Source organism: Sporosarcina koreensis (assembly GCF_000826145.2).
Lineage (GTDB): Bacteria > Bacillota > Bacilli > Bacillales_A > Planococcaceae > Sporosarcina > Sporosarcina trichiuri.
This window is the reverse complement of record NZ_LN651337.1, coordinates 1,546,109-1,565,535: the sequence shown is the minus strand read 5'-3', so window position 1 is coordinate 1,565,535 and position 19,427 is coordinate 1,546,109. Positions and strand designations below refer to the sequence as shown.

13 protein-coding genes and 1 riboswitch are annotated in these 19,427 nt (G+C 50.7%); of the genes, 8 read left to right on the top strand and 5 right to left on the bottom strand.

What is annotated here, in order from left to right; all coding sequences use genetic code 11:
- Positions 1–63: 63 nt before the first annotated feature.
- Together BN1190_RS13400 and csaB are read right to left on the bottom strand one after the other, a co-directional pair.
- Positions 64–1,239, bottom strand: a complete 1,176-nt coding sequence (locus BN1190_RS13400) for a glycosyltransferase family 4 protein (RefSeq protein ID WP_040287505.1) — start codon at positions 1,237–1,239, stop codon at positions 64–66.
- Positions 1,240–1,242: 3 nt separating this feature from the next.
- A complete protein-coding gene (gene csaB / locus BN1190_RS13395; protein WP_040287504.1) occupies positions 1,243–2,364 on the bottom strand; it encodes a polysaccharide pyruvyl transferase CsaB in 1,122 nt (373 codons plus the stop codon).
- A gap of 510 nt (positions 2,365–2,874) precedes the next feature.
- Here csaB and BN1190_RS13390 point away from each other — a divergent pair.
- From BN1190_RS13390 to BN1190_RS13370, 5 genes are all read left to right on the top strand, one after another.
- The gene (locus BN1190_RS13390; protein ID WP_040287503.1) at positions 2,875–3,594 is read left to right on the top strand and encodes a WecB/TagA/CpsF family glycosyltransferase; all 720 of its coding nucleotides are present in this window, start codon (positions 2,875–2,877) and stop codon (positions 3,592–3,594) included.
- A 41-nt stretch (positions 3,595–3,635) separates the two neighbouring features.
- Positions 3,636–4,910 (top strand): nucleotide sugar dehydrogenase, encoded by a 1,275-nt coding sequence (locus BN1190_RS13385; RefSeq protein WP_040287502.1) that lies wholly within the window; start codon positions 3,636–3,638, stop codon positions 4,908–4,910.
- Positions 4,911–5,343: 433 nt separating this feature from the next.
- The gene (locus tag BN1190_RS13380; RefSeq protein WP_052461887.1) at positions 5,344–6,762 is read left to right on the top strand and encodes an O-antigen ligase family protein; all 1,419 of its coding nucleotides are present in this window, start codon (positions 5,344–5,346) and stop codon (positions 6,760–6,762) included.
- Positions 6,763–7,159: 397 nt separating this feature from the next.
- Positions 7,160–10,483: an S-layer homology domain-containing protein gene (locus BN1190_RS13375; RefSeq protein ID WP_052461886.1), complete on the top strand. Its 3,324-nt coding sequence runs from the start codon at positions 7,160–7,162 to the stop codon at positions 10,481–10,483.
- Between the two features lie 85 nt (positions 10,484–10,568).
- Complete coding sequence (locus BN1190_RS13370) at positions 10,569–13,244, top strand: SwmB domain-containing protein (protein ID WP_040287501.1); 2,676 nt, start codon at positions 10,569–10,571, stop codon at positions 13,242–13,244.
- 531 nt (positions 13,245–13,775) lie between these two features.
- On the opposite strand, the gene BN1190_RS13365 is transcribed toward BN1190_RS13370, so the two are convergent.
- The 3 genes from BN1190_RS13365 to BN1190_RS13355 all read right to left on the bottom strand — a co-directional run bounded on the left by BN1190_RS13365 (position 13,776) and on the right by BN1190_RS13355 (position 16,938).
- Positions 13,776–14,378, bottom strand: coding sequence for a transposase (locus BN1190_RS13365; protein ID WP_040287500.1), 603 nt, complete (start codon positions 14,376–14,378; stop codon positions 13,776–13,778).
- 8 nt (positions 14,379–14,386) lie between these two features.
- Positions 14,387–15,937, bottom strand: coding sequence for a YifB family Mg chelatase-like AAA ATPase (locus BN1190_RS13360; protein WP_244898719.1), 1,551 nt, complete (start codon positions 15,935–15,937; stop codon positions 14,387–14,389).
- A 353-nt stretch (positions 15,938–16,290) separates the two neighbouring features.
- A complete protein-coding gene (locus tag BN1190_RS13355) occupies positions 16,291–16,938 on the bottom strand; it encodes a response regulator transcription factor (RefSeq protein WP_040287498.1) in 648 nt (215 codons plus the stop codon).
- Between the two features lie 71 nt (positions 16,939–17,009).
- Positions 17,010–17,077, bottom strand: a riboswitch (cyclic di-GMP riboswitch).
- Positions 17,078–17,378: 301 nt separating this feature from the next.
- Between BN1190_RS13355 and BN1190_RS13350 the strand changes: the two genes are divergently transcribed.
- Genes BN1190_RS13350 through BN1190_RS13340 form a run of 3 tightly spaced genes read left to right on the top strand, consistent with a single transcriptional unit; the run spans position 17,379 to position 19,264 of the window.
- Positions 17,379–17,801, top strand: a complete 423-nt coding sequence (locus BN1190_RS13350) for a hypothetical protein (protein ID WP_040287497.1) — start codon at positions 17,379–17,381, stop codon at positions 17,799–17,801.
- A 30-nt stretch (positions 17,802–17,831) separates the two neighbouring features.
- Positions 17,832–18,605, top strand: a complete 774-nt coding sequence (locus tag BN1190_RS13345; protein WP_040287496.1) for a hypothetical protein — start codon at positions 17,832–17,834, stop codon at positions 18,603–18,605.
- Between the two features lie 47 nt (positions 18,606–18,652).
- Positions 18,653–19,264 (top strand): hypothetical protein, encoded by a 612-nt coding sequence (locus BN1190_RS13340; RefSeq protein ID WP_040287495.1) that lies wholly within the window; start codon positions 18,653–18,655, stop codon positions 19,262–19,264.
- The last annotated feature ends 163 nt before the right edge of the window (positions 19,265–19,427 follow it).

The window sequence follows — 19,427 nt, the reverse complement described above, 5'->3', positions numbered from 1 at the left end:
CTCCCACATCTCGGATCATAAACTGCGAAAAGCTCCCTGACAAAACACCAGGGAGCTTCGCGGTCAATGTTTCAGTGCTTTCAAATAGATCGCTTCATATTTCTCAGCAGCCGCGAAGTGCGAGTACTCCTCGACAATCTTCGCGCGGCCCGCCGCAGCCAGCTGTTCGCCGTACGCCGGGTCTTCCAGCAGCTTGATCATCGCGTCACTCAGCTGTTCGACGTTCTGCTCCTCAACGAGCAGGCCGTCCTTGCCGCTGTCGACGATTTCCTTCAAGCCCCCGACCGCACACGCGATCAGCGGCACGCCGGAGCCCATCGCTTCCAGTGCCGAGATCGACGTCGCTTCCTCGACACCTGCCGAGTAGATCGACGGCACGAGCGCGACATTCGCAAGTGCGTAATACTGCATCATGACGGAGTGATCGACCGCGCCTAACATCGTCACGTGATCGGCAACCCCGAGCTCTGCCGCTTTCTGCTTCATCGGCTCCATCATCTCGCCCGTCCCCGCGAACACGACGCGCGCGTTCGGGAACTTTTCGACGACTGCCGGCAGCGACAGGATCGGGTAGATGACCCCGTTCTTCTTCGTCAGGCGGCGCGGCACGAAAAAGATCAGCTCGTCCTGCGAGAAGCCGTATGTATCCCGGAACTCCGCACGCCGCTCGACTTCCGGCTTGAACGATTCCACGTCGATGAAGTTCTTGATCATGTTGCCCGTCACGCCGGTCTCTTTCAGGATGTACTCCTTGATGCGCGTATCGACGGTGATCACTTCACGCGTCGCCTTGTAGCCTCTGCGCTCCGCTTCCTGCAGCTCCTTCGCTTCCGGTGACCCTTCGATGAGCGTCCCTTTCGAGATGCCCTCGAACGTCAAGTAGCCGTGCACCGTGCTCACGACGGGCACATTCGTCTCGAGCGCCGCGAACGTCGTGAAGACGTCCTGGGCGTTGATGACGTCGTAGTCCTTCTTCGAAACCGCATCCTTGATCAGGATCGCGAGCTCGTCCTGGCGCCGCTTCAGCGTCCAGACGTAGCCTTTGCCCTGTTTCATTTTGTTCAATAAAAACGCGGGTCCGCGCACGATGCCGTCGCGCTTCCATTTCGGCACGTCGGAGAACGACACGACGTCGACCTCATGGCTGCGTGATTCGAGCCCCGCCTTCAATGTCGTCAGGTGGGTCGACAGCCCGCCCAGGTGTGGATAATCATAGACTGTTGCAAGTAAAATTTTCACCGCTTAACGGCCTCCATTCAAAAACTGTTCCCGCAGCAGATCGACGTTGCGGATCGCCTCACGTCGCAACACATCGACGTGAGGCGCCATCATCTCTTTCAGTTCCTCGCTGTGATCGAGCGCATACAGCGCACTTTCGAGCAGGTCTTCCTTCGCGAAGGAACCAAGATCATACGAGTGCTCCCACATGCCCGAGCGCTTCAGGAAGCTCTCGACTTTGCGGTCATAGCTCAAGCCGACGTGCGGCACGTTCGACAGCGCCGCAAAGATCAGCGCATGCAAGCGGAGTGCGATCATCAGGTCCGTCTGCTGGATGAAGTTGTAGAACTGGTTCGGCGAGAACTGCTCGCCGAGGATCTTCGTTGCCTCCGCATGCTTCATACGATCCTGTACCTTCTTCGATACGTTCGTATCGTACGGCGGCTCCATCGGCACGAACACCGGCGTCACACCGCGCTGCTCGATCAGTTCATCGAGCGTCCACGCGAGCTTCTCGATGTATTCGTCTTCGTGATCAAACCAAGGGCGCGGCGCAACGGCCACCAGCCGTTCATCACCAGTCAGATCGAGCGAGTCATACGCCGACGTATCCTCATCCGGCTTGAACGCGAAGACGATATCCGCCGTCACGACCGTCTCCGGTTTCGTTACGCCGAGGTTATGCAAGTACTCTTTCGAATACTCGTCGCGCACCGTCACGAAGTCGGCCTTGTTCGCGAGCCCCTGCATGAGCGTCTTGCCCCACTTGCTCGTGACTGGGCCGATGCCTTGTGAGAAGAACATGACCTTCGTGCCACACAGTTTTGCGAGCAGCACGATGAGCAGGTAGTAGGGGAGGGGGCCGAACAGGAACTTCGTCGGGTACGTGTCCTGCAGCAGCCCGCCGCCGCCCGAGATCAGCAGGTCCGCCTTCCGCAGCGCCTTGATCTTCTCCTTGTTGCCATGGCGCCAGCCGCGGTACACCGCCGACACACTGTGATCCGACGCCGTCTTCTCCGGCGACAGCGAGAACACCGTGATTTCGGGGTTGTCCAGCTCCGCCCGCAAGTTATCGATGATCGCCTTCAAAATCGCCTCATCACCTGTATTTCCTAATCCGTAAAACCCGGACAATACAATCTTCAATCGAACTTCCTCCTTGGGTGGTAATTAAATATGTATAGCATGTTGATCTGCGCTGCAGACGGACGCGGGCCTGCAGGATGCAGGTCATGCAACCGTTGCGGCAGGACGCCGCGTACTTAGGTTGCTTCCTTGACTGATCCCGCAGGAGTCGCCGCCCTGCACTCCGATCAACGGATCTCCTTATAATAGAACGACGTCCGTTCAAGAAGGATGCCTTGCGCAACAGTTAGGGCTGGAGAAGCGTTCGTCCGACTCCTGCGGGAATAGCATGAGCTGAAGACCCTGGACTGAGCGAAGCGAGGGAAGCGGCTGAAGCCATGCCCGCGGAAAGCGGACGATAAGCTTCAGAAGGCCGTGCCCGATGGGCTGTTATTTTTAAGATCAAAACCCGCTCCAGTGAGCAGACTGTCGGGGTAATTTTAGCACTGTTCGAACAGGCTGTGCAAGCTGTTCCCGTTTCTGCTATACTAAGACAATTGAAAGTACAGCAAGAAGTGGGGGCACCCAGGAATGAAAGAGAGCTACTTAGGCGTGAACGTCTCGCCTCTGACATATGAAGGCATCATCGAACAGATCCGCGAGCGGATGAATGCCTGCGAGCAGTCGACGATCATCGCCGTCAACCCCGAGAAGGTCATGACCGCGCAGAAAGACGCGCAGGTCAAGGACCTCATCAACGGCGCGACGTTCCAGATCGCGGACGGCGTCGGCATCCTGCTCGCATCAAAACTGAAAAAAGGAACGATTACGTCCCGCGTCACGGGGGTAGACATGATGGCGCGGCTCCTGCAGTTCGCGGCCAGCGACCAGCAGCCTGTCTACCTGTACGGCGCGAAACGCGAAGTGATCGAAAAAGCCGTGGCCAACATCCAGCGCGACTACCCCGGCATCCCGATCGCCGGCATGACCGACGGCTACGAACAGGACGAGGAAGCGCTCGTGCAGCGCATCCAGGACAGCGGTGCGAAAATCCTCTTTGTCGCGCTCGGCTCCCCGAAGCAGGAATTGTGGATCCGGCGCAACATGGACCGACTCCGTGACGTCCTAGTCTTTCAAGGTGTCGGCGGCAGTTTCGACGTGTTCTCCGGAACCGTCAAACGCGCACCGGCCTTGTTCCGCAAAACCGGTACCGAATGGTTCTACCGGCTGTGCAGCGACCCGAAGCGGCTGAAACGGCAGATGAACCTGCCGCGTTTCCTCATGCGCGTCCTAGCGGATAAATCCAAATAAGAGCAATGACATTTTCTATAGAAGGAAAGAGGCAGAATCCCATGAAAAAGAGCATTTGTATTGTCGGACTCGGCTACATCGGCCTCCCGACGGCAGTCATGTTCGCGACCCACGGCCACAAAGTGCACGGCGTCGACATCAACGAAGCAGCAGTCGAGATGATCGGCAACAAACAGCTGCATATCGAAGAGAACGGGCTGCAGGAGAAACTGAACGAAGCGATCGACAGCGGCAATCTGACCGTGTCGACGACACCAGAGAAAGCGGACGTCTTCATCCTGGCAGTGCCATCGCCAATCAAAGACGACAAGACCGCGAACCTGGAATACATCCGGTCCGCGTCGAAATCCATTGCACCATTTGTCGAAAAAGGCAACCTCGTCATCCTGGAATCGACCGTTCCGCCGAAGACGGTGCAGGATATCGTCATTCCGGAACTCGAGCCGACCGGGCTTGAAATCGGCAAAGACATCCTCGTGTCCCACTCACCGGAGCGCGTCATCCCGGGCAAAGTGTTCGAGGAACTCGTGTCGAACGACCGCATCATCGGCGGGGTGAACGAAGAATCCGCACGCGCCACATCCGAACTGTACCGTTCATTCGTCAAAGGGGAACTGCACGAGACCGACGATACGACAGCGGAACTCGTCAAGGTGATGGAGAACACGTACCGCGACGTCAACATCGCGTTTGCGAATGAACTCGCGAAGATCGCGGAGACGATCGACGTCGATATCTGGGAAGCGATCCGTCTGGCGAACTTCCACCCGCGCGTCAACATCCACCAGCCGGGACCGGGCGTCGGCGGTCACTGTATCGCGGTCGATCCATGGTTCCTCGTCGAGCTGAATCCTGAGCTTGCCAAGCTGATCCACCTGTCACGTAAAACGAATGACGGGATGCCGGAGTATACGGCGCAGCTGACAGCGGACCTGCTGGCGGCCCTGAACGCCGAGCAGCCGAAAGTGGCAGTATTGGGTCTTGCGTTCAAAGGCAACATCGACGACATGCGCGAAAGCCCGTCACTCGACGTCATCGAGCAGATGACACAGAAAGGCATGATCGTGTCGGCGTACGACCCGCACATCAAGCAAAACCAACTCGCCCTGCAGACGCAGAACCTGGAAGACGCCGTCAAGGACGCGTCGGCGATCGTCATTCTGACCAGCCATAACAGCTTCAAGGAACTCGACCCATCGGCAGTCAGCGGCCTCATGAAGGACAAGCTCCTCATCGACGCCAAAAACTGCATCGACCGCACCAAATGGGAAGACGCCGGCTTCCGCACCCACGTCCTCGGCAACTCGAAGAACTGACGGGGATAGGGGGAGTAGACGGCAACCCGTGGGATCGCGCACACTCCAGGGTACCTGTGCACGACACCATTCGCGCACCAAAGCGAATTGTGGCGTGCACCGGTATCCCGGGTAAGGTGAACCCGCCACCCAAGCGCACCATCCGGCCGAACCCAACCGTGCCAAAACCACGGAGCCATGTTTGCAGGGCTATCTCTCTGTCCAAGGGCTCTCCCATTCATAGGAACCCAGCCTGTCACACAATTCGCGGAGGAACGCGAATGGTGTGACAGACTAGTTTCCGACGCAGGAAAGCAGAATCGGAACTCCAGGGTGCCTGTGTGGGACACCATTCGCGCACCAAAGCGAATTGTGGCGCACACAGGCACCCGGGTTCCACCAATATCCCAAACGCGAACCACCAAACCAATAAACGAAAGAGGAACCTGCCCCAATGGAACTTAACCGACACAACATCATGCTAGCGCTGGTGGCGTTTGTCATGATCCAGCCGATCATCGATGTCCTCACCACGGCGTCGCTCTTGTTCATCGACCTTCCGTTGACGCTCGGCGTCATCATTCGTCTCGCATACCTCGCCGTCATGGCCGTCTGGATACTCAACGAGTCACGGAAAAGCAAACGGGCCCGGCTGTACTTGCTCTATCTGGCGGGGCTGGCCGTATTCGTCATCATCAACTTCATCGTCGGATATACCGTCAAAGAACCGTTCTATATCGTGCAGGAACTTACATACTATACGAAGGTCGTTTACTTCCACGTCCTGTTCTTCGGTTTCCTGTTAATCTTGGAAGCTATGAAAAAAGAGGACGGCTCCGACACGGCGCGTCAGCTCGTAAACTACTTCCTGATTGCGTCTCTGACAATCAGCGTTGTGTTCATCATCGCGCACCTGACCGGCACGAGCATGTCCAATTACGCACGCTCGAAGGAAGGCTGGACCGGCTGGTTCTATGCCGGTAATGAGATCGGCGCATCCATGTCGATCCTTCTGCCGATCACCGCACTGTTCGCCGTCTACAAACAGACGACGACGCGCAAGTTCCTGCACTGGCTGCCGTTCGTCCTGCTGTCGATCTCGATGCTTGCGCTCGGCACGAAGGTCGGCTATGGCGGCATCTTGATCGTGCTGCTGAGCATCTTCTTCGGCAGTCTGCTTCTGCTGCTGACGACAAAAGAGTATCCGGCACGCCAGCGGGTGAAGGCGAACTCGTTCGTCTCACTCCTTCTATTGATTGCACTCGTCGTCTCGACACCGTTCACACCGGTGTTCGGCAATATGTATGCACACCTCGACATCCTCGGCATCTCACTCGAGAAACCGCAGAAACCTGTCGATGAGGACGGCAACGAACTGCCGCCGGACGGGGAGGAAGAACCGGAAGAGCCGCTCATCAACGCCGAGCAGTTCGAGAACCTCGTCTTCAGCAGCCGGGAGACATACAAGGCGGATTATGTCGATCAGTTCAAGGATGCACCGATCTCCCAGAAGCTGTTCGGCATGGGCTTCGCCGGGAACTACGATGCACCGGCGCCGCATAAGCCGCTCAAGATGATCGAGATGGACTTCCATGACTGGTTCTTCTCGTTCGGAATACTCGGCTTCATCTATATGGTCGCTCCGATCGTCTGGTTCGCAGGTAAATTCATAGTGAAACTCGTAACCAACCTGAAAGAGAACTTCACCTACTTCAGCATCCTGGCGGGTGTCGCATTCCTCATAGGGATCGGTATCGCCTATACGGCTGGGCACACGTTGACGGCTCCATCCGCGTCCGTCTGGCTCGCGTTCCTGCTCGCAGCGGTGACGGTCGTGTCGAAAGACGGAGCTATCAAACCGGAATTGGAATAATATAGACTCCATGGAAAACCCATGAACGATTATGACAATCGTTCGTGGGTTTTTAAATGGAAGAAAATAAAGCTAAATACTAGACGAAATCAACCGATAGTAAAGGGACGGAACCTGCCCGGTATGGTTGTCAAACCGCAGTAATACTGCTGTAACAGGGGTTCCGGAATGTTTTGAAAAAGAAATGTTTGGCTGCACATGAAAATGGTTGCAATGGAAAATCGCATGTGTATAATAGAATAAGAGTTTAGATACTGCAATTTCTCTGTAATCCTTGAAATCTTTTTGAAGATTTGTAGATTTACAGAGAAATCGGTGGTATAGTTAAACTGTATTTCATGACCGGTGGCAACATCGGTGAAATAGGATTACCTAAAACAGGGAGGAATACTACACAATGGCTCAACAACCAAAATCGTACAAAAAGTTTGTAGCAACAGCTGCAACAGCTACTTTGGTCGCATCAGCGATCGTACCAGTAGCATCTGCGAATGTATCGACTTCTGCGTTCACGGACGTACCTGCTTCTTATAAGGATGCAGTGAACTTTGTTGTAGAAAACAACATCGCAAAGGGTATGACTGAAAAGCAATTCGGCATCAGCATGCAGATCAAACGTGGCGACGTTGCAATCATGATCGCGAACGCTGCGGGCCTGAACAACGAGAAAGCACCTTCAGCTGGGTTCACTGATGTGCCTAAGCGTGGCGCGCTTGCTATCAACTCTTTGAAAGAAGCTGGAGTTATCAGCGGTAAAACGACTACAAAGTTCGGTTTCGAAGATAACGTGACACGCGGAGAAGCTGCACTTATGCTTCAAAAAGCTTTCGATTTGAAAGCTGGCGACACTAATAATGAATTCACAGACGTTTCCGAGCGTTATAAGAACGCTGTAAACGCATTGGTCGCTCACAAAGTAACAAATGGTATCAACGATACTCAATTTGGTACTGGTAACCCGATCAAGCGTGGCGACTTCGCGAAGTTCTTGTATGCTCTGAAAGACCGCATCAATATCGAAAACCCTGAAGAGCCACCAGTAGTAGTAGAAGGTACTACATTGAAGCTCGAAGCGAAGAGCTCTACGATCACTGCAAACGGTGCAGACAACACTGTCATCACTGCACAGATCATTGATACAAAAACTGGCGAAGTAAATAAAGACGCTGACGATCTCGTACTTGCATTCACTACAACTTATGGTCAGCTTGCACACTCCCGTGTAACTGTTCAAGATGGTGTAGCAACAGTTGTCCTCACTTCTGAATTCAGCAAGAAGGACATCGAAGCAATCGTTACAGCTCGTCTGATCGAAGCTGCGGATGAGTCCAAGTGGAACGACGAAATCGGTAATCTTGTCGGCGAAACAAAAGTTAAATTCAAGCCTGTTTCTGACGAAGTAGGTCAAAAAGCACCGACAATCACAGCTACTGAGTCTAACTCTGCTGATCGTTTGACAGTATTCTTCGATCAAAATGTAAACCCAGCTACTTTCTTGAAGATGGATGGAGATACTTTCGTAACTGATGCTAACGGCAATGTAGTATTCAAGCCGAACGCTCAGCTTGCAATCGCTCAGGCAAACGAGCCAGGATTCAAAATCCGCGGACTGAAAGCAGTCGCTAACAATCCGAAAGCGATCGAAGTTATCCTGACTGAAGATCATGTGTTGACTGATAACAAAGAAGTGAAAGTTTATTCTTCATTCTTTGCAAACGGCAACCAGCAGAACAGCGAACGTTCATTCATCCTTACTGATGCTCGTACACCTGAATTGACGTCTGTTGACTACATCGACGGTCGCACAATCGATCTTATTTTCTCTGAGCCAGTTGATACGTACAAAGACCTTTCAATTGATGGCGGAACAGTTAAACTTGCTAAAGCAGGCGAGTTCGGTGAATACCACCAGAACGGTAAAGATCGCCGTCATGTTGTACGTGTTACAACTGACAAGTACATGAAAGATGGCAAGCACAGCGTTCAGGTAACTAAAGTAGGCGACTACGCATCACGCACTGACAACAACAACTTCTCGTCTAACCAGACACTTGACTTCGTTGTTCCAGTGAACAATGTAATCCCTGCAGCTGCTGTTTCTGTTGAATCGCCAGAGCAACTCCGTGTGACATTCAACACACCGGTATCTGGTTTCGATGCATCTGATCTTGAATTCCAAGTTCAAGACGAGGATGGCAACTGGGTTACTAAGAACAACTTCGACGGCTTCATTGATAAGAACTTCGACTGGAAAGTGACAACTGTCGTTCCAGGCATGGAGTACAAGCTTGAGCTGGATAAAGACTGGACACGTATCTATGATACGAAGAACACTAATGAAAACTACTACAACCATAAATATCGTGTAGTTCTCAAAGAACAGACTGTTATGAACGATGCAAATGGTAAGAAGAACGAGAAGCAGGAATTGAGCTTGAACGTATCGAATTCTGCTTTGAATTCACCTGACACAACAAGCCCAGTATTCGCAAGCGCACCAATGAAGATCACTTCCGGTGTGGATAAAGACAAGTGGGTTGTTGAATTCAACAAACCAATCAAAGTTGCTGGACTTGATTCTGTAGGAGATACACCTTCACAACTTCAGGGAACTACTATTCCACAAACTATCGTTGAATTCATCGGTACTGACAAAGACGGTAAGAAGGTAACAGTTCCAGGTAAGATCGAAAGCTACTATAACGAAGATCTGAAAGATACGAAGATCCTCGTTAAGCCTGACAAGGAACTTCAAGGTCTTGTGGACCAGAACAGCTATGAAGAAAACTGGCAGATTGTTGTACGTAACGCATCTGATGATGTGGGCAACGCGGCAGCTACACTGACTAAAGACTTCACAGTCGTTAAGTCCCCTGCTTCGTTCATGGTTAAGTCACTGGACAACGGTGCAACTTATGACGGTCTTTCATTCTATCTGTCTGATGATCAGAAAGACGAAATCGTCCTTACGTTCACATCACCTGTACGCTATACAGGAAATGTTGACAATGCATTGAACCTTGCGAACTACACAGTAAACGGATTGAAACTTCCTGAAGGCTCTATCGCCAAGCTTGAAGACAGCAAGCCGGCTGATGGTAAGGATGCATACGATCAGGTACGTATTGTTCTTCCGAACAACACTCTGAAGACAACTGAAAACACAATCAACATCTCGAAGAGCTTGTTGTCTGCAGGCGGAATCCAGATTTCCGGTATGACTGAGATCTCTGAGCTTCCAGCAGACCTGAACCCAGGATCAGTTGATAAGACTGCATTGAACGCTGCAATTACGGCTGCTAATGCTCTTAACGAGTCAGAGTACACTGCAGGAACTTGGGCAAACTTCCAGACAGCCTTGACTGCTGCGAAGAACACAGCTGCTAATGCAACTGCAACAGCTGCACAAGTTACTAAAGCTACTAGCGATTTGAATGCTGCTAAGGCTGCTTTGGTTAAGAAAGGTGAGACTGCTGTGACTCTTGGATCATTGAATGCAGACGTAACAATCAAAACTAACCCAGCTGGAATGAAAGTTGTTGGTTTCAACAAGACTAAATTGCCTGCTGAAATGCAAGCAAATGCTTACACATTGACTGTTGGAACTAAAGTTTATAACTTCACAGTTAACGAGTTCAATGCAGAGCGTTACCTGACTGAAATCGATGGTACTGTTTCTGATGCGGACATCAACGCTGGAGTACTGAAAGCAGTTAAGTAATTGAAAAAGGGAGATAGCGTACTGTCTCCCTTTTTTCTTAAGTTACGCATGCAATGTGAAAATACAATATGAGGTGAACTATATAATGACTAAAAAACCATTCAAAGTGTTGTCTGCATCTGCACTAGCTGCAGTTATGGCTTCTTCTGCAATCATCCCTGTTGCATCAGCTGCCACTCCAAAAGCAGATTACAAAGTTGATCAATTCGTTGTAACTGTTAATGGCCAGAACCTGAGCCTGACAAACAGCCAATTCAACTCTGCATTCGACAGCGATCTTGTTAAAAGCTCTGATGTAACTCTTCTTAAGTCAACTGACGGAGAATATTACACAATCGCTTCTTTCAATGCTGCTCTCGATAATGCGGCTAATACAACTGAAGCATTTGCACTTCTTGCTCAATCTGACAAGCAAGTGAAAAATGCTAATGTTGTAGAAGGTACTATTGTTGATGGCAAGATCGTTCCTGCTACACCTGCAGCTGGAGAGTTGAAGGTTGAGTCGGTAAGTGCGATTAACAGCACAAAGATTCAGGTTAACTTCACTGGTAAAGTCGATAAAGAATCAGCTGAAAATTTGGATAATTACTATGCTGCATTGACAGATGCTGATGTTGAAAACTCGCTTGGAGCATTAAATCCAGTAGTTACAACAGAAGGTGTTCCTGTAACTGAGGGATACAAGGCAACCCTCTCAAAAGATGGTAAGTCTGTAACGATTGAAGCAACATACCCATCTCATGTGATTTGGGCTGATAAAAATGCAGAAGCTACTGCAGATGCTCTTGTTATTGATAACGAAGGAAACACAGTAGTAAAAGGTAAAACAACAAAGCTTCAGGTACGTAATGTAAAGACAGCTGACGGCAAATTGTTGGATACTCAGGAAAGTTCATTTGTAGCTAAAGATGAAGTTGCTGCTACATTGTATGGTACAGACAAAGATGGCAACATCAAATCAAACAATGTTACTGATTTTGGTGTAACAGGTGATGGAGATGTTGTCTTTAAATTTAATGAGCCTGTTGATATCGATGGGGCTGAATTCTATCTTGACAGTAAGAATGTTACAGCTAATGTAACACTTAATACTGCTGGAGATAATACTGAACTTACAATTGCAAACGCAGCTGGTCTTGGTGACCTTGCACTTGGTCAATTTGCATTTGAAGCAGTTGGTGTGCATGACCTTGCAGGAAATGCTGTGTCAGGAAATATTCAAACAGCAATCGTTAATGTTGTAGATCCACAGGAAGCAACTGAGGATTATGTAGCTCCAGCTGTTACAAATATTGACCAAACAGAAGAAGGTAAGTTTGTTGTAAAATTTGCAGCTGCTCCTAAGGCTGATACTAAAGTTGTAGTCAAAAATTCTGAAGGAAATACAGTCTATAGTGGAACAGCGGATGCAGCAACTTCTACAACTGTTGATGTTTCAACTGACATTGAGTATGGTACTTCAACCGAAATTCTTTATACAGTAGAAGTTACAGGCGCTGATGGTGGTAAGATTGAAGCGGCTGCTGCTGAAAACACTAAAAAAGCCAACAAGTTTACTAAAGTACAGAAGTTTGTAAAAGATCTTACAGCTCCTGTTGTAGTAAAAGAAACTAAGAACACAGATGAAGATGGTAAGACAACTATCACAAAGACTAAGTTTACAGATGGTACAAAACTTGTGATTCCATTCTACGATGGTCCGTTTGATTCAGATGTATTAGCTACTCCAGATACAGCTACTAAGGACATTGTCTTGAAGCTTACAGTTGGTGAAGAGACTAAGACTCTTACAATTCCTAAAGCTGATATTGGCACGATTGCTGACAACAAGGCAACTATTGATATTGCTACACTTGGAACTGTTGATTCTGCAGGGGGGATAAATGCGGATGTAGCAGCTGCAGCAGAAGCTTTCTTGAACGAAGCTGGCGATGCTTTGCTTGCAGGTGACTACGTATTGACATTGCCTAAAGGTATCGTATCTGACCAAGCTGAAGCAGCTGGTAAGAAACTCGTTGGAAATGAAACTGTAAATCCGTTTGCGGGAGATACAGTAAACTTCTCAGTAAGCAAGGATGAAGAAGAAGGTATTGCTCCGTCTGTTCCACAGACAGCTCAAGGTCTTGTTACTTTCGATGAGAACGAAGAAGCAATCGTTGTAGGATTCAAAGGAAAAGACATTGATGCTAAGACAGCTAAAAATCCTGCAAACTACACATTTGCTGGGGTACCATTGGCTTCTAATACAAAGATTGAGTATGAAACAGTTAAAGACGGTACAGAGGTTGTTGGTGGCGTAGCACGTATCTACTTGAACGAAGACACTGTTAAGCGTGATGGTAACTATTCATTGACAGTAGCTAACGTAGCAACTACTGGCGGAGCGAAGATGCTTCCAACAGCAGTTACAGTTAACGGTCTTAAAGACAACACATTGCCTGTATTGTCTACAGCAGTTATTACTGGTAATGCGAAAATTGAATTGACATTCTCTGAGTCTATTGACATCACTGACGCTACAAAAGCTGCTGGCAACTTCGAAGTTCTTGTAAACGGTGCGAAGTATAACGCTTCTACAACAGCTGTTTCTGATACAAACGATAAAGTTGTCATTCTAACTTTGAATGATACAATCGATTACGCTGGTAAAACTGTTCAGCTTAGAACAAAGCTTGATCAGAACGGCGACCGTTTCCTAACGGACCTTGGTGGTAACCCACTTAAGGCTAATACAGTCGTTACTGCTACTGTAAAAAAGTAACAAAGTATGCGGTGACCTGTGCATCACACAAATCAGACACAATTCTGTAAATTGATGAATGAGTGAAAGAGAGATCGTTGTCCCTTTCGGGGATGGCGGTCTCTTTTTCTGTTGCTGGAGGACAGCGTGCGAATTGTCGTAACTCTGCAAAATGCTTAAAATCCCGTTTTGCTCCTGTTTCTGTTGCCAAAGTTCAATAGTGTGTGGTGACCTGTGCATCACACAACTCAGATACAATGTAAGCCCCCAATCAAACAACGCATATTTTCACCAAGCATCTCCTTAGCAACCGGTGCCTGTGCGCCACACAATTCAGACACAATTCTGTGAATTGTATGCTGAGTCGAAAAGAGAGATCACTGTCCCTCCGGGGATGGTGGTCTCTTTTTCTGTTGCTGGAGGTCAGCGTAAATTCCTATTCGCAGCAATCTGTCCGCCGCCTGACAAACTGAGATGAGAAGACGCAATAAAACCGCTATCGCAAAAGAATAGCGGTCGGTTGGAGGTTATAGTGGTCATCTCAATACCTATTCATGTCATCTCCTTCATCCACACGGCCATCTCCTCTTCGTCCTGCTCTCCCAGTTCCTGCAGGCAGTACAGACAATAACCGTTCGCGTTCCGCTCATAGGAAGTCGGCAGGCAGTCCAGGAGCCGCTCGGTGTCGAGATAGTCTGGCATGGGCTGGTCCGGTGATGCGTAGAAGTTGAATGAGCTGTGCTGGTAGTCGGTCAATTCCTTGACCATGGGGATTCTGGTTTCGATCGGGTTTCGGTGGATATAGCGGCTGACGATGAGGAGGCCGGCGGGCGTGTTGACAGCCTTTGCGTAATAGCGACGCTGGTAGATGCGGCCGACGTGCCGGTACCGCTTCGAGTAGTAATCGCTGTAGCGCCGGTTGATGAGGCCCATGATCTTGCTGAGCTCGTCGTCCGAGGTGATGAGAATGTGGTAATGATTCGACATGACACAGTAGGCGAGGATCCGGAAGCGGAACCGTTCATGCGCATCGGCGAGGCAGCGCATGAGGTGGTATTTGTCCTGGTCATCATTGTAGACGTTCGCCCGGTTGTTACCCCGCATGATGACATGATAATAAGCGCCTGGCCGCCAATTGCGTTTCCGCGGTGGCATGGATGGCTTCACTCCTTTCCTGGTTGCTGGGTGATGGGTGGCTGCTGTGCAATTGCCGCCTGCCGTTTCCAGCGGACAGCTTCTTGGATGGCTTCCTCGGAGACCGTGTCGATGCCGGCCAGGTCGGCGATGGTGCGGGCGAGCCGGATCAGTTTCACTTGCGTCCGGTTGCTCCATTTCTCTTCGAAACAGAGAGTGCCGATCCGTTCGAGCTGGGAGTCGGTCAGACCGCTTGTCGCAAGCAGCCGGCTGCCGGGGACAGTGCCGTTCAGCCCGTCGCCTCCATAGCGCGCCTGCTGCTTGCCGTGTGCCCGTGTTACGCGCTCCCGGATGGCAACTGATGTCTCGGCAGGCGTGTCTTCCTTCAGACCCACACTCTTCAGCGTCAGCACGAAATCGAGACGGTCGAGCAGTGGTCCGGACGCTTTCAGCTGGTAGGCGCGGATCTGCTGTGGGGTACACGTACAATACCGCTCGGACGACCCATAATAACCGCACGGGCATGGGTTCGTCGCTGCGAGCAGCAGGAATGACGCCGGATAGGTCACCGATTGGCGGACGCGGCTGATTGTCACTTCACCACTCTCCATCGGCTGCCGCAGCATGTCGAGCGTCTTCCGGGAGAATTCGCCGAGCTCATCCAGGAACAGCACGCCGCGGTGGGCAAGCGAAATCTCTCCCGGCTTCGGATACGTCCCGCCGCCGACAAGCGATATCGCGGATGCCGAATGATGCGGCGATCGGTACGGCGGTCGGACCGAGAACCCGCGGCTTTCCTTCGCCAGATGATAGACACTGTAGACTTCGAGCATCTCATCATTCGGCAAATCCGGCAAAATGCCCGGGAATGCATCCGCCAGCATACTCTTCCCACAGCCTGGCGGTCCCGTCATCAGCACATGATGGCCGCCTGCCGCGGCAACCTCGAGCGCCCGCTTGACGTCGTGATGTCCCCTGACAGAGGAGAAGTCCGTCGATGGCTCGTCTGTACGCGCCGTGTCACTCCGGTCCTCCATCACCTGCACGTCCGCCGTCTCCATGACAAGTTGTCCCCGCAAGTAGTCCAGCAGCTGCCGGGTGTCCGACAGCGTCACAAGCTCCGCAGGCAGGCTGTCACCGAGCTGCCTGACATCCACAGGCGGCAGGAGGATCCGCTTGAACCCGAGCTGCACCGCCTGCTGGATCGCCGGAATGAGCCCATGGAACGGCTCCAGCCGACCATCAAGCGACAGGGACGCGAGGATGCACGTCCGGTCATCGAACGGGATCGGTTCATCCAGCACCTCTCGCAGCACAGCCACCAGCATCGCCGCATCATACCCCGTACCGGTCTTCCGCTTGTCCGCTGGCGACAGATGCACCGTCACCTTCTTCATATCCAGGTCGGCATCAAGTGCATGCAGGCAGCTCAGCACCCGCTCCTTCGACTCCTTGATGGATGCATCCGGCAGCCCGACAATCACGAACTGTTCCTTGTCCGACCGTACCTTCGCCTCCACCCGCACCATATGCCCTTTCATCCCTTCCAATCCGACACTCAGCACATCCATTCGTCTCATCCCTTCTCTGTATAATGAGTATAGCGGAGAGAGGGGACTGGGACAAAAGCGCATATTGGAAGTGTGTGACAATTCAAGTTCAAAGAAATCCACTCGACAAGCGGTTTTGCACGCATCCATGGATTCGGTTCACTGCCAAACTTGAGATTTGGCACCAGAAACAGAGGCAAAACCGGAGTTTGGTCATTTTCTAAGTTCATATGACTTTTCATGTTGTCCTTTAGCAACAAAAAAGAGACCGCTATCCCAAGTGGGACAGCGATCTCTCTCTTAATTCATTCTCGAATTCACAGAACTGTGTCTGAGTTGTGTGGTGCATAGGCACGCGATACATACTGAACAGACCTGAACGCTCAAACACTCACCTCATAACGTGCAATCCCTTTCGCATTCGCATACAGCGCAGCATGTGTCCGGTCTGCAAGACCAAGTTTGGCCAGCACCTGGCTGACATGCTTTTTGACGGTGAATTCCGTGACAAACAGGTCTCCTGCAATTTGACGATTTGACAACCCTTGTCCGAGTGCCTGGAGGACTTCGAGTTCTTTGTTGGTTAACTGATCATGTGGAGGGTTCTCCGGTTTCTTGTCTGCTGGATTGGCAAGGAGGTTTACCAGCAGCTGAGAATCATAGTAAGTCCTTCCCAGGCGTATGAGATTCAGTGCACACATGAATTCCTCCTCCGTTGCAGTGCTGGCGAGCAGCCCGTCCACCTTAGATGTTTTCACCTGGTAAAATTCCTGCTGGGTGACGGACTCCGCCAGCAATAAGGACTTTCCGCAATACCCATCCGTTCTCACCTCTTGTATGAGCTCAATCCCACTCAGAGTACCGAGATGCCAATTAGCAATCAGAAGGTCGGGCGGGCTCTTTTTCATGAAGGAGATCGCCTCCTCCTTCGATACGGCTTCCCCGCAGATATGAAAGCCAGGAAAATCCGAAAGCAGAGACCGCAGTCCGTTTCGGACAATTGGTCTGTGATCAATGATCAGTATTTCCATCCTGCACCTCATCCCTTTACTGGTTTTGACACAAAAAAGACCTGCAGACAGACGGATATCCCCGTCATCCCAGGTCGGTTGCACCACTCACTCCATGCATTCCAGGTGCCCACATACGGAATGCACTTCCTCGTTTCCTTCTCTCTATTCTGTTTGCCCTGCATCTACTATATCTCAGCTGCCGAAAGGATTTTGTCAGACGGCGTTCCGCAAATCCACTAGTTTTGTCTGCCGTTGCAGAAAGCGCAGACAACTAGTCGATGAGGTGAACAAAAGTGGAAGATTGGAGTAGACGTCCGCTCCTGAAAGAGTAGACGAAGGAGGGGAGAATGGCAGACGATAGCCCTCTATACTGAAGATAGTTCCACAGACACAACAAAACGGTTGCTGCAAAGGAGGACAAGCCAAGGAAAGCTCGCATATCGATCGTGAGGTGGGAAATGAGAAAGAAACGGATCATCGTCATCGCTCTCCTGTTTCTTATAATGAGTTCATCTGCCAGTGCGGGAACGGGGAAGCACCCGTTACAGGATTGGTACGATGGTGAATTCAAGCCGAGGAGTGAAAGTCTGGGAGCCGCCACTGCGGACGGTCTGTTCCAAGTGTTCCGGATGACCCGGAAAATCAGCCAGCAGAGCGAAAACCTATTCAGTCTGGCTATGCTTGAATTGAGCGATACGAACACCCGGGAAGTGGTGTTCGCTATCAAAGACTACAAGCGGCAGATGGAAAATGAAATCAATACAGCAAAGAGTCAACTGGAAAAAGAAGACTTCGAAGCATACAAAGAACAGCTGGCCATCGAGCGGACTGTAGCCGCAGAAGTGGATGCTGTTCTCGCAGATGTGCTCGGTCAAGAATAACCACTACTATACTAGAAAAGAGGAATTCATATGTTGAAAACAATGAAAAGCAAAGTGATTGCAGGCGCAGTAGCTGTAGGAGTTCTGTCGGGCGGCGGAGCTGTACTGGGGGCAACAGATGCAGGTCTTGCGTTAAAGGGCTGGTATGACGCCAAGTTCACTACTGCTTCCGACAAAGTATCCGCGGACTCGGCGGCATATGCCAGCTCGCTGGCACCTGGTCTGGCTGCGGAGTATCAGGGTGTGAAAGACAACACGACAAGTAAGTTGAAGGAAAAAGGTGACTTTGTAACAGAGACGACTATCGATGGTATTGATAAGCACAGCCAGGAGTATATTGACCAGATCAACACCCAAAAAGCACATATCGAGTCCTATATGTCTACTCAATTCGGTGAGCTGTCCACATTTGCCAAAGGAATGATTGAATCATCAGGCAATGAAGCGCTGGCATATGCGAATAGTGACTTGAAAGCCCATTCATCTGCAGAAGGTGCAAAAGTTATTGCAGACGTGAATGTAAAAGTGAAAGATGCGACTGCCGAGGCAGCAAGTGCACTACAAAAAGCGATTGATGATGCGAAGACCTCTTTGCAAAACCAGCTGAATACCCAGCAAGCTAACACAACAGCAGATATTAAAAAGATGATCGACAGCGAAATCACCAAACTGCGTACAAGCATTACAGCGGCCAACAATGCATTGATCAAAGAGCATGAGAGTACAATTACATTTGCAGCCAAATCCTTGCTGGTTAAAGGACAAAATCAATTAGACAGCATCGTCGGTTCCATCAACAAGTGATATCAGTCCGCTATTGAGTCGGTGCAGGACGAGAAAGGAGGAAACCAATGCTGAACCAAGACGGAGTCTCCCGCAAAGTGTTCATTTTCCTGTTCGCCGTCCTGTTGATGTGGACTGCGGGAACCAGCGGAAGCCATGCACTTGCGGACACTAGTATCCAAGGTCGTTTGATCGGTTGGTTCGATAAGCAGAAAAACCAATCGATCCAGGAAATGGACCAGGCGATCACCGCGGAAAAGAACCGCCTGATGGACAGGCTGCGAGTTGAACTGCAGCTGGAGACCCAGCGGGCACAAGCACAGCTGGCACAACATACAGCAGCAGAAACTGCCGGCAGCATTCAGGAATTGCAGAAATATGCCGATGCTCTTTCGGCAAAAATCCATGTCAGTAATGATTCGCAGAAAGCCGCAGTGTCATCTGCAGTCGATGATGCGCTGAAGCGTGCGAAAGCGATCATACAGGGAGCTGCAGTTGTGCCGGAGGTTCCTCCTGTCGTCCAGCCGGAACCGGCACCATCAAAAGACGAGACTGCGAAACAGCCTGAAGAGGCAGCTACAGCTGAAGAAGCAGCCCCAGCACCAGAAGCCGTCACACCGTCTGCGCCGAACACTGAGGTAGAGCCGCCTCAGACAGAACCGGCAGCAGCGGGTGAATGACGACAGGAAGGTACAAAAGGGAACGAAACAAAAAGAGAGATGGCAGCAGCACTGGCCATCTCTCTTTTTTAATGCAGCAGAGTAATCCTGGAAACTGTAAATAAAAGAGTTAGAAAACTTCTTAAACGTCAGAATTGCAAGCGACTGGACTGCCGAGTGAGCA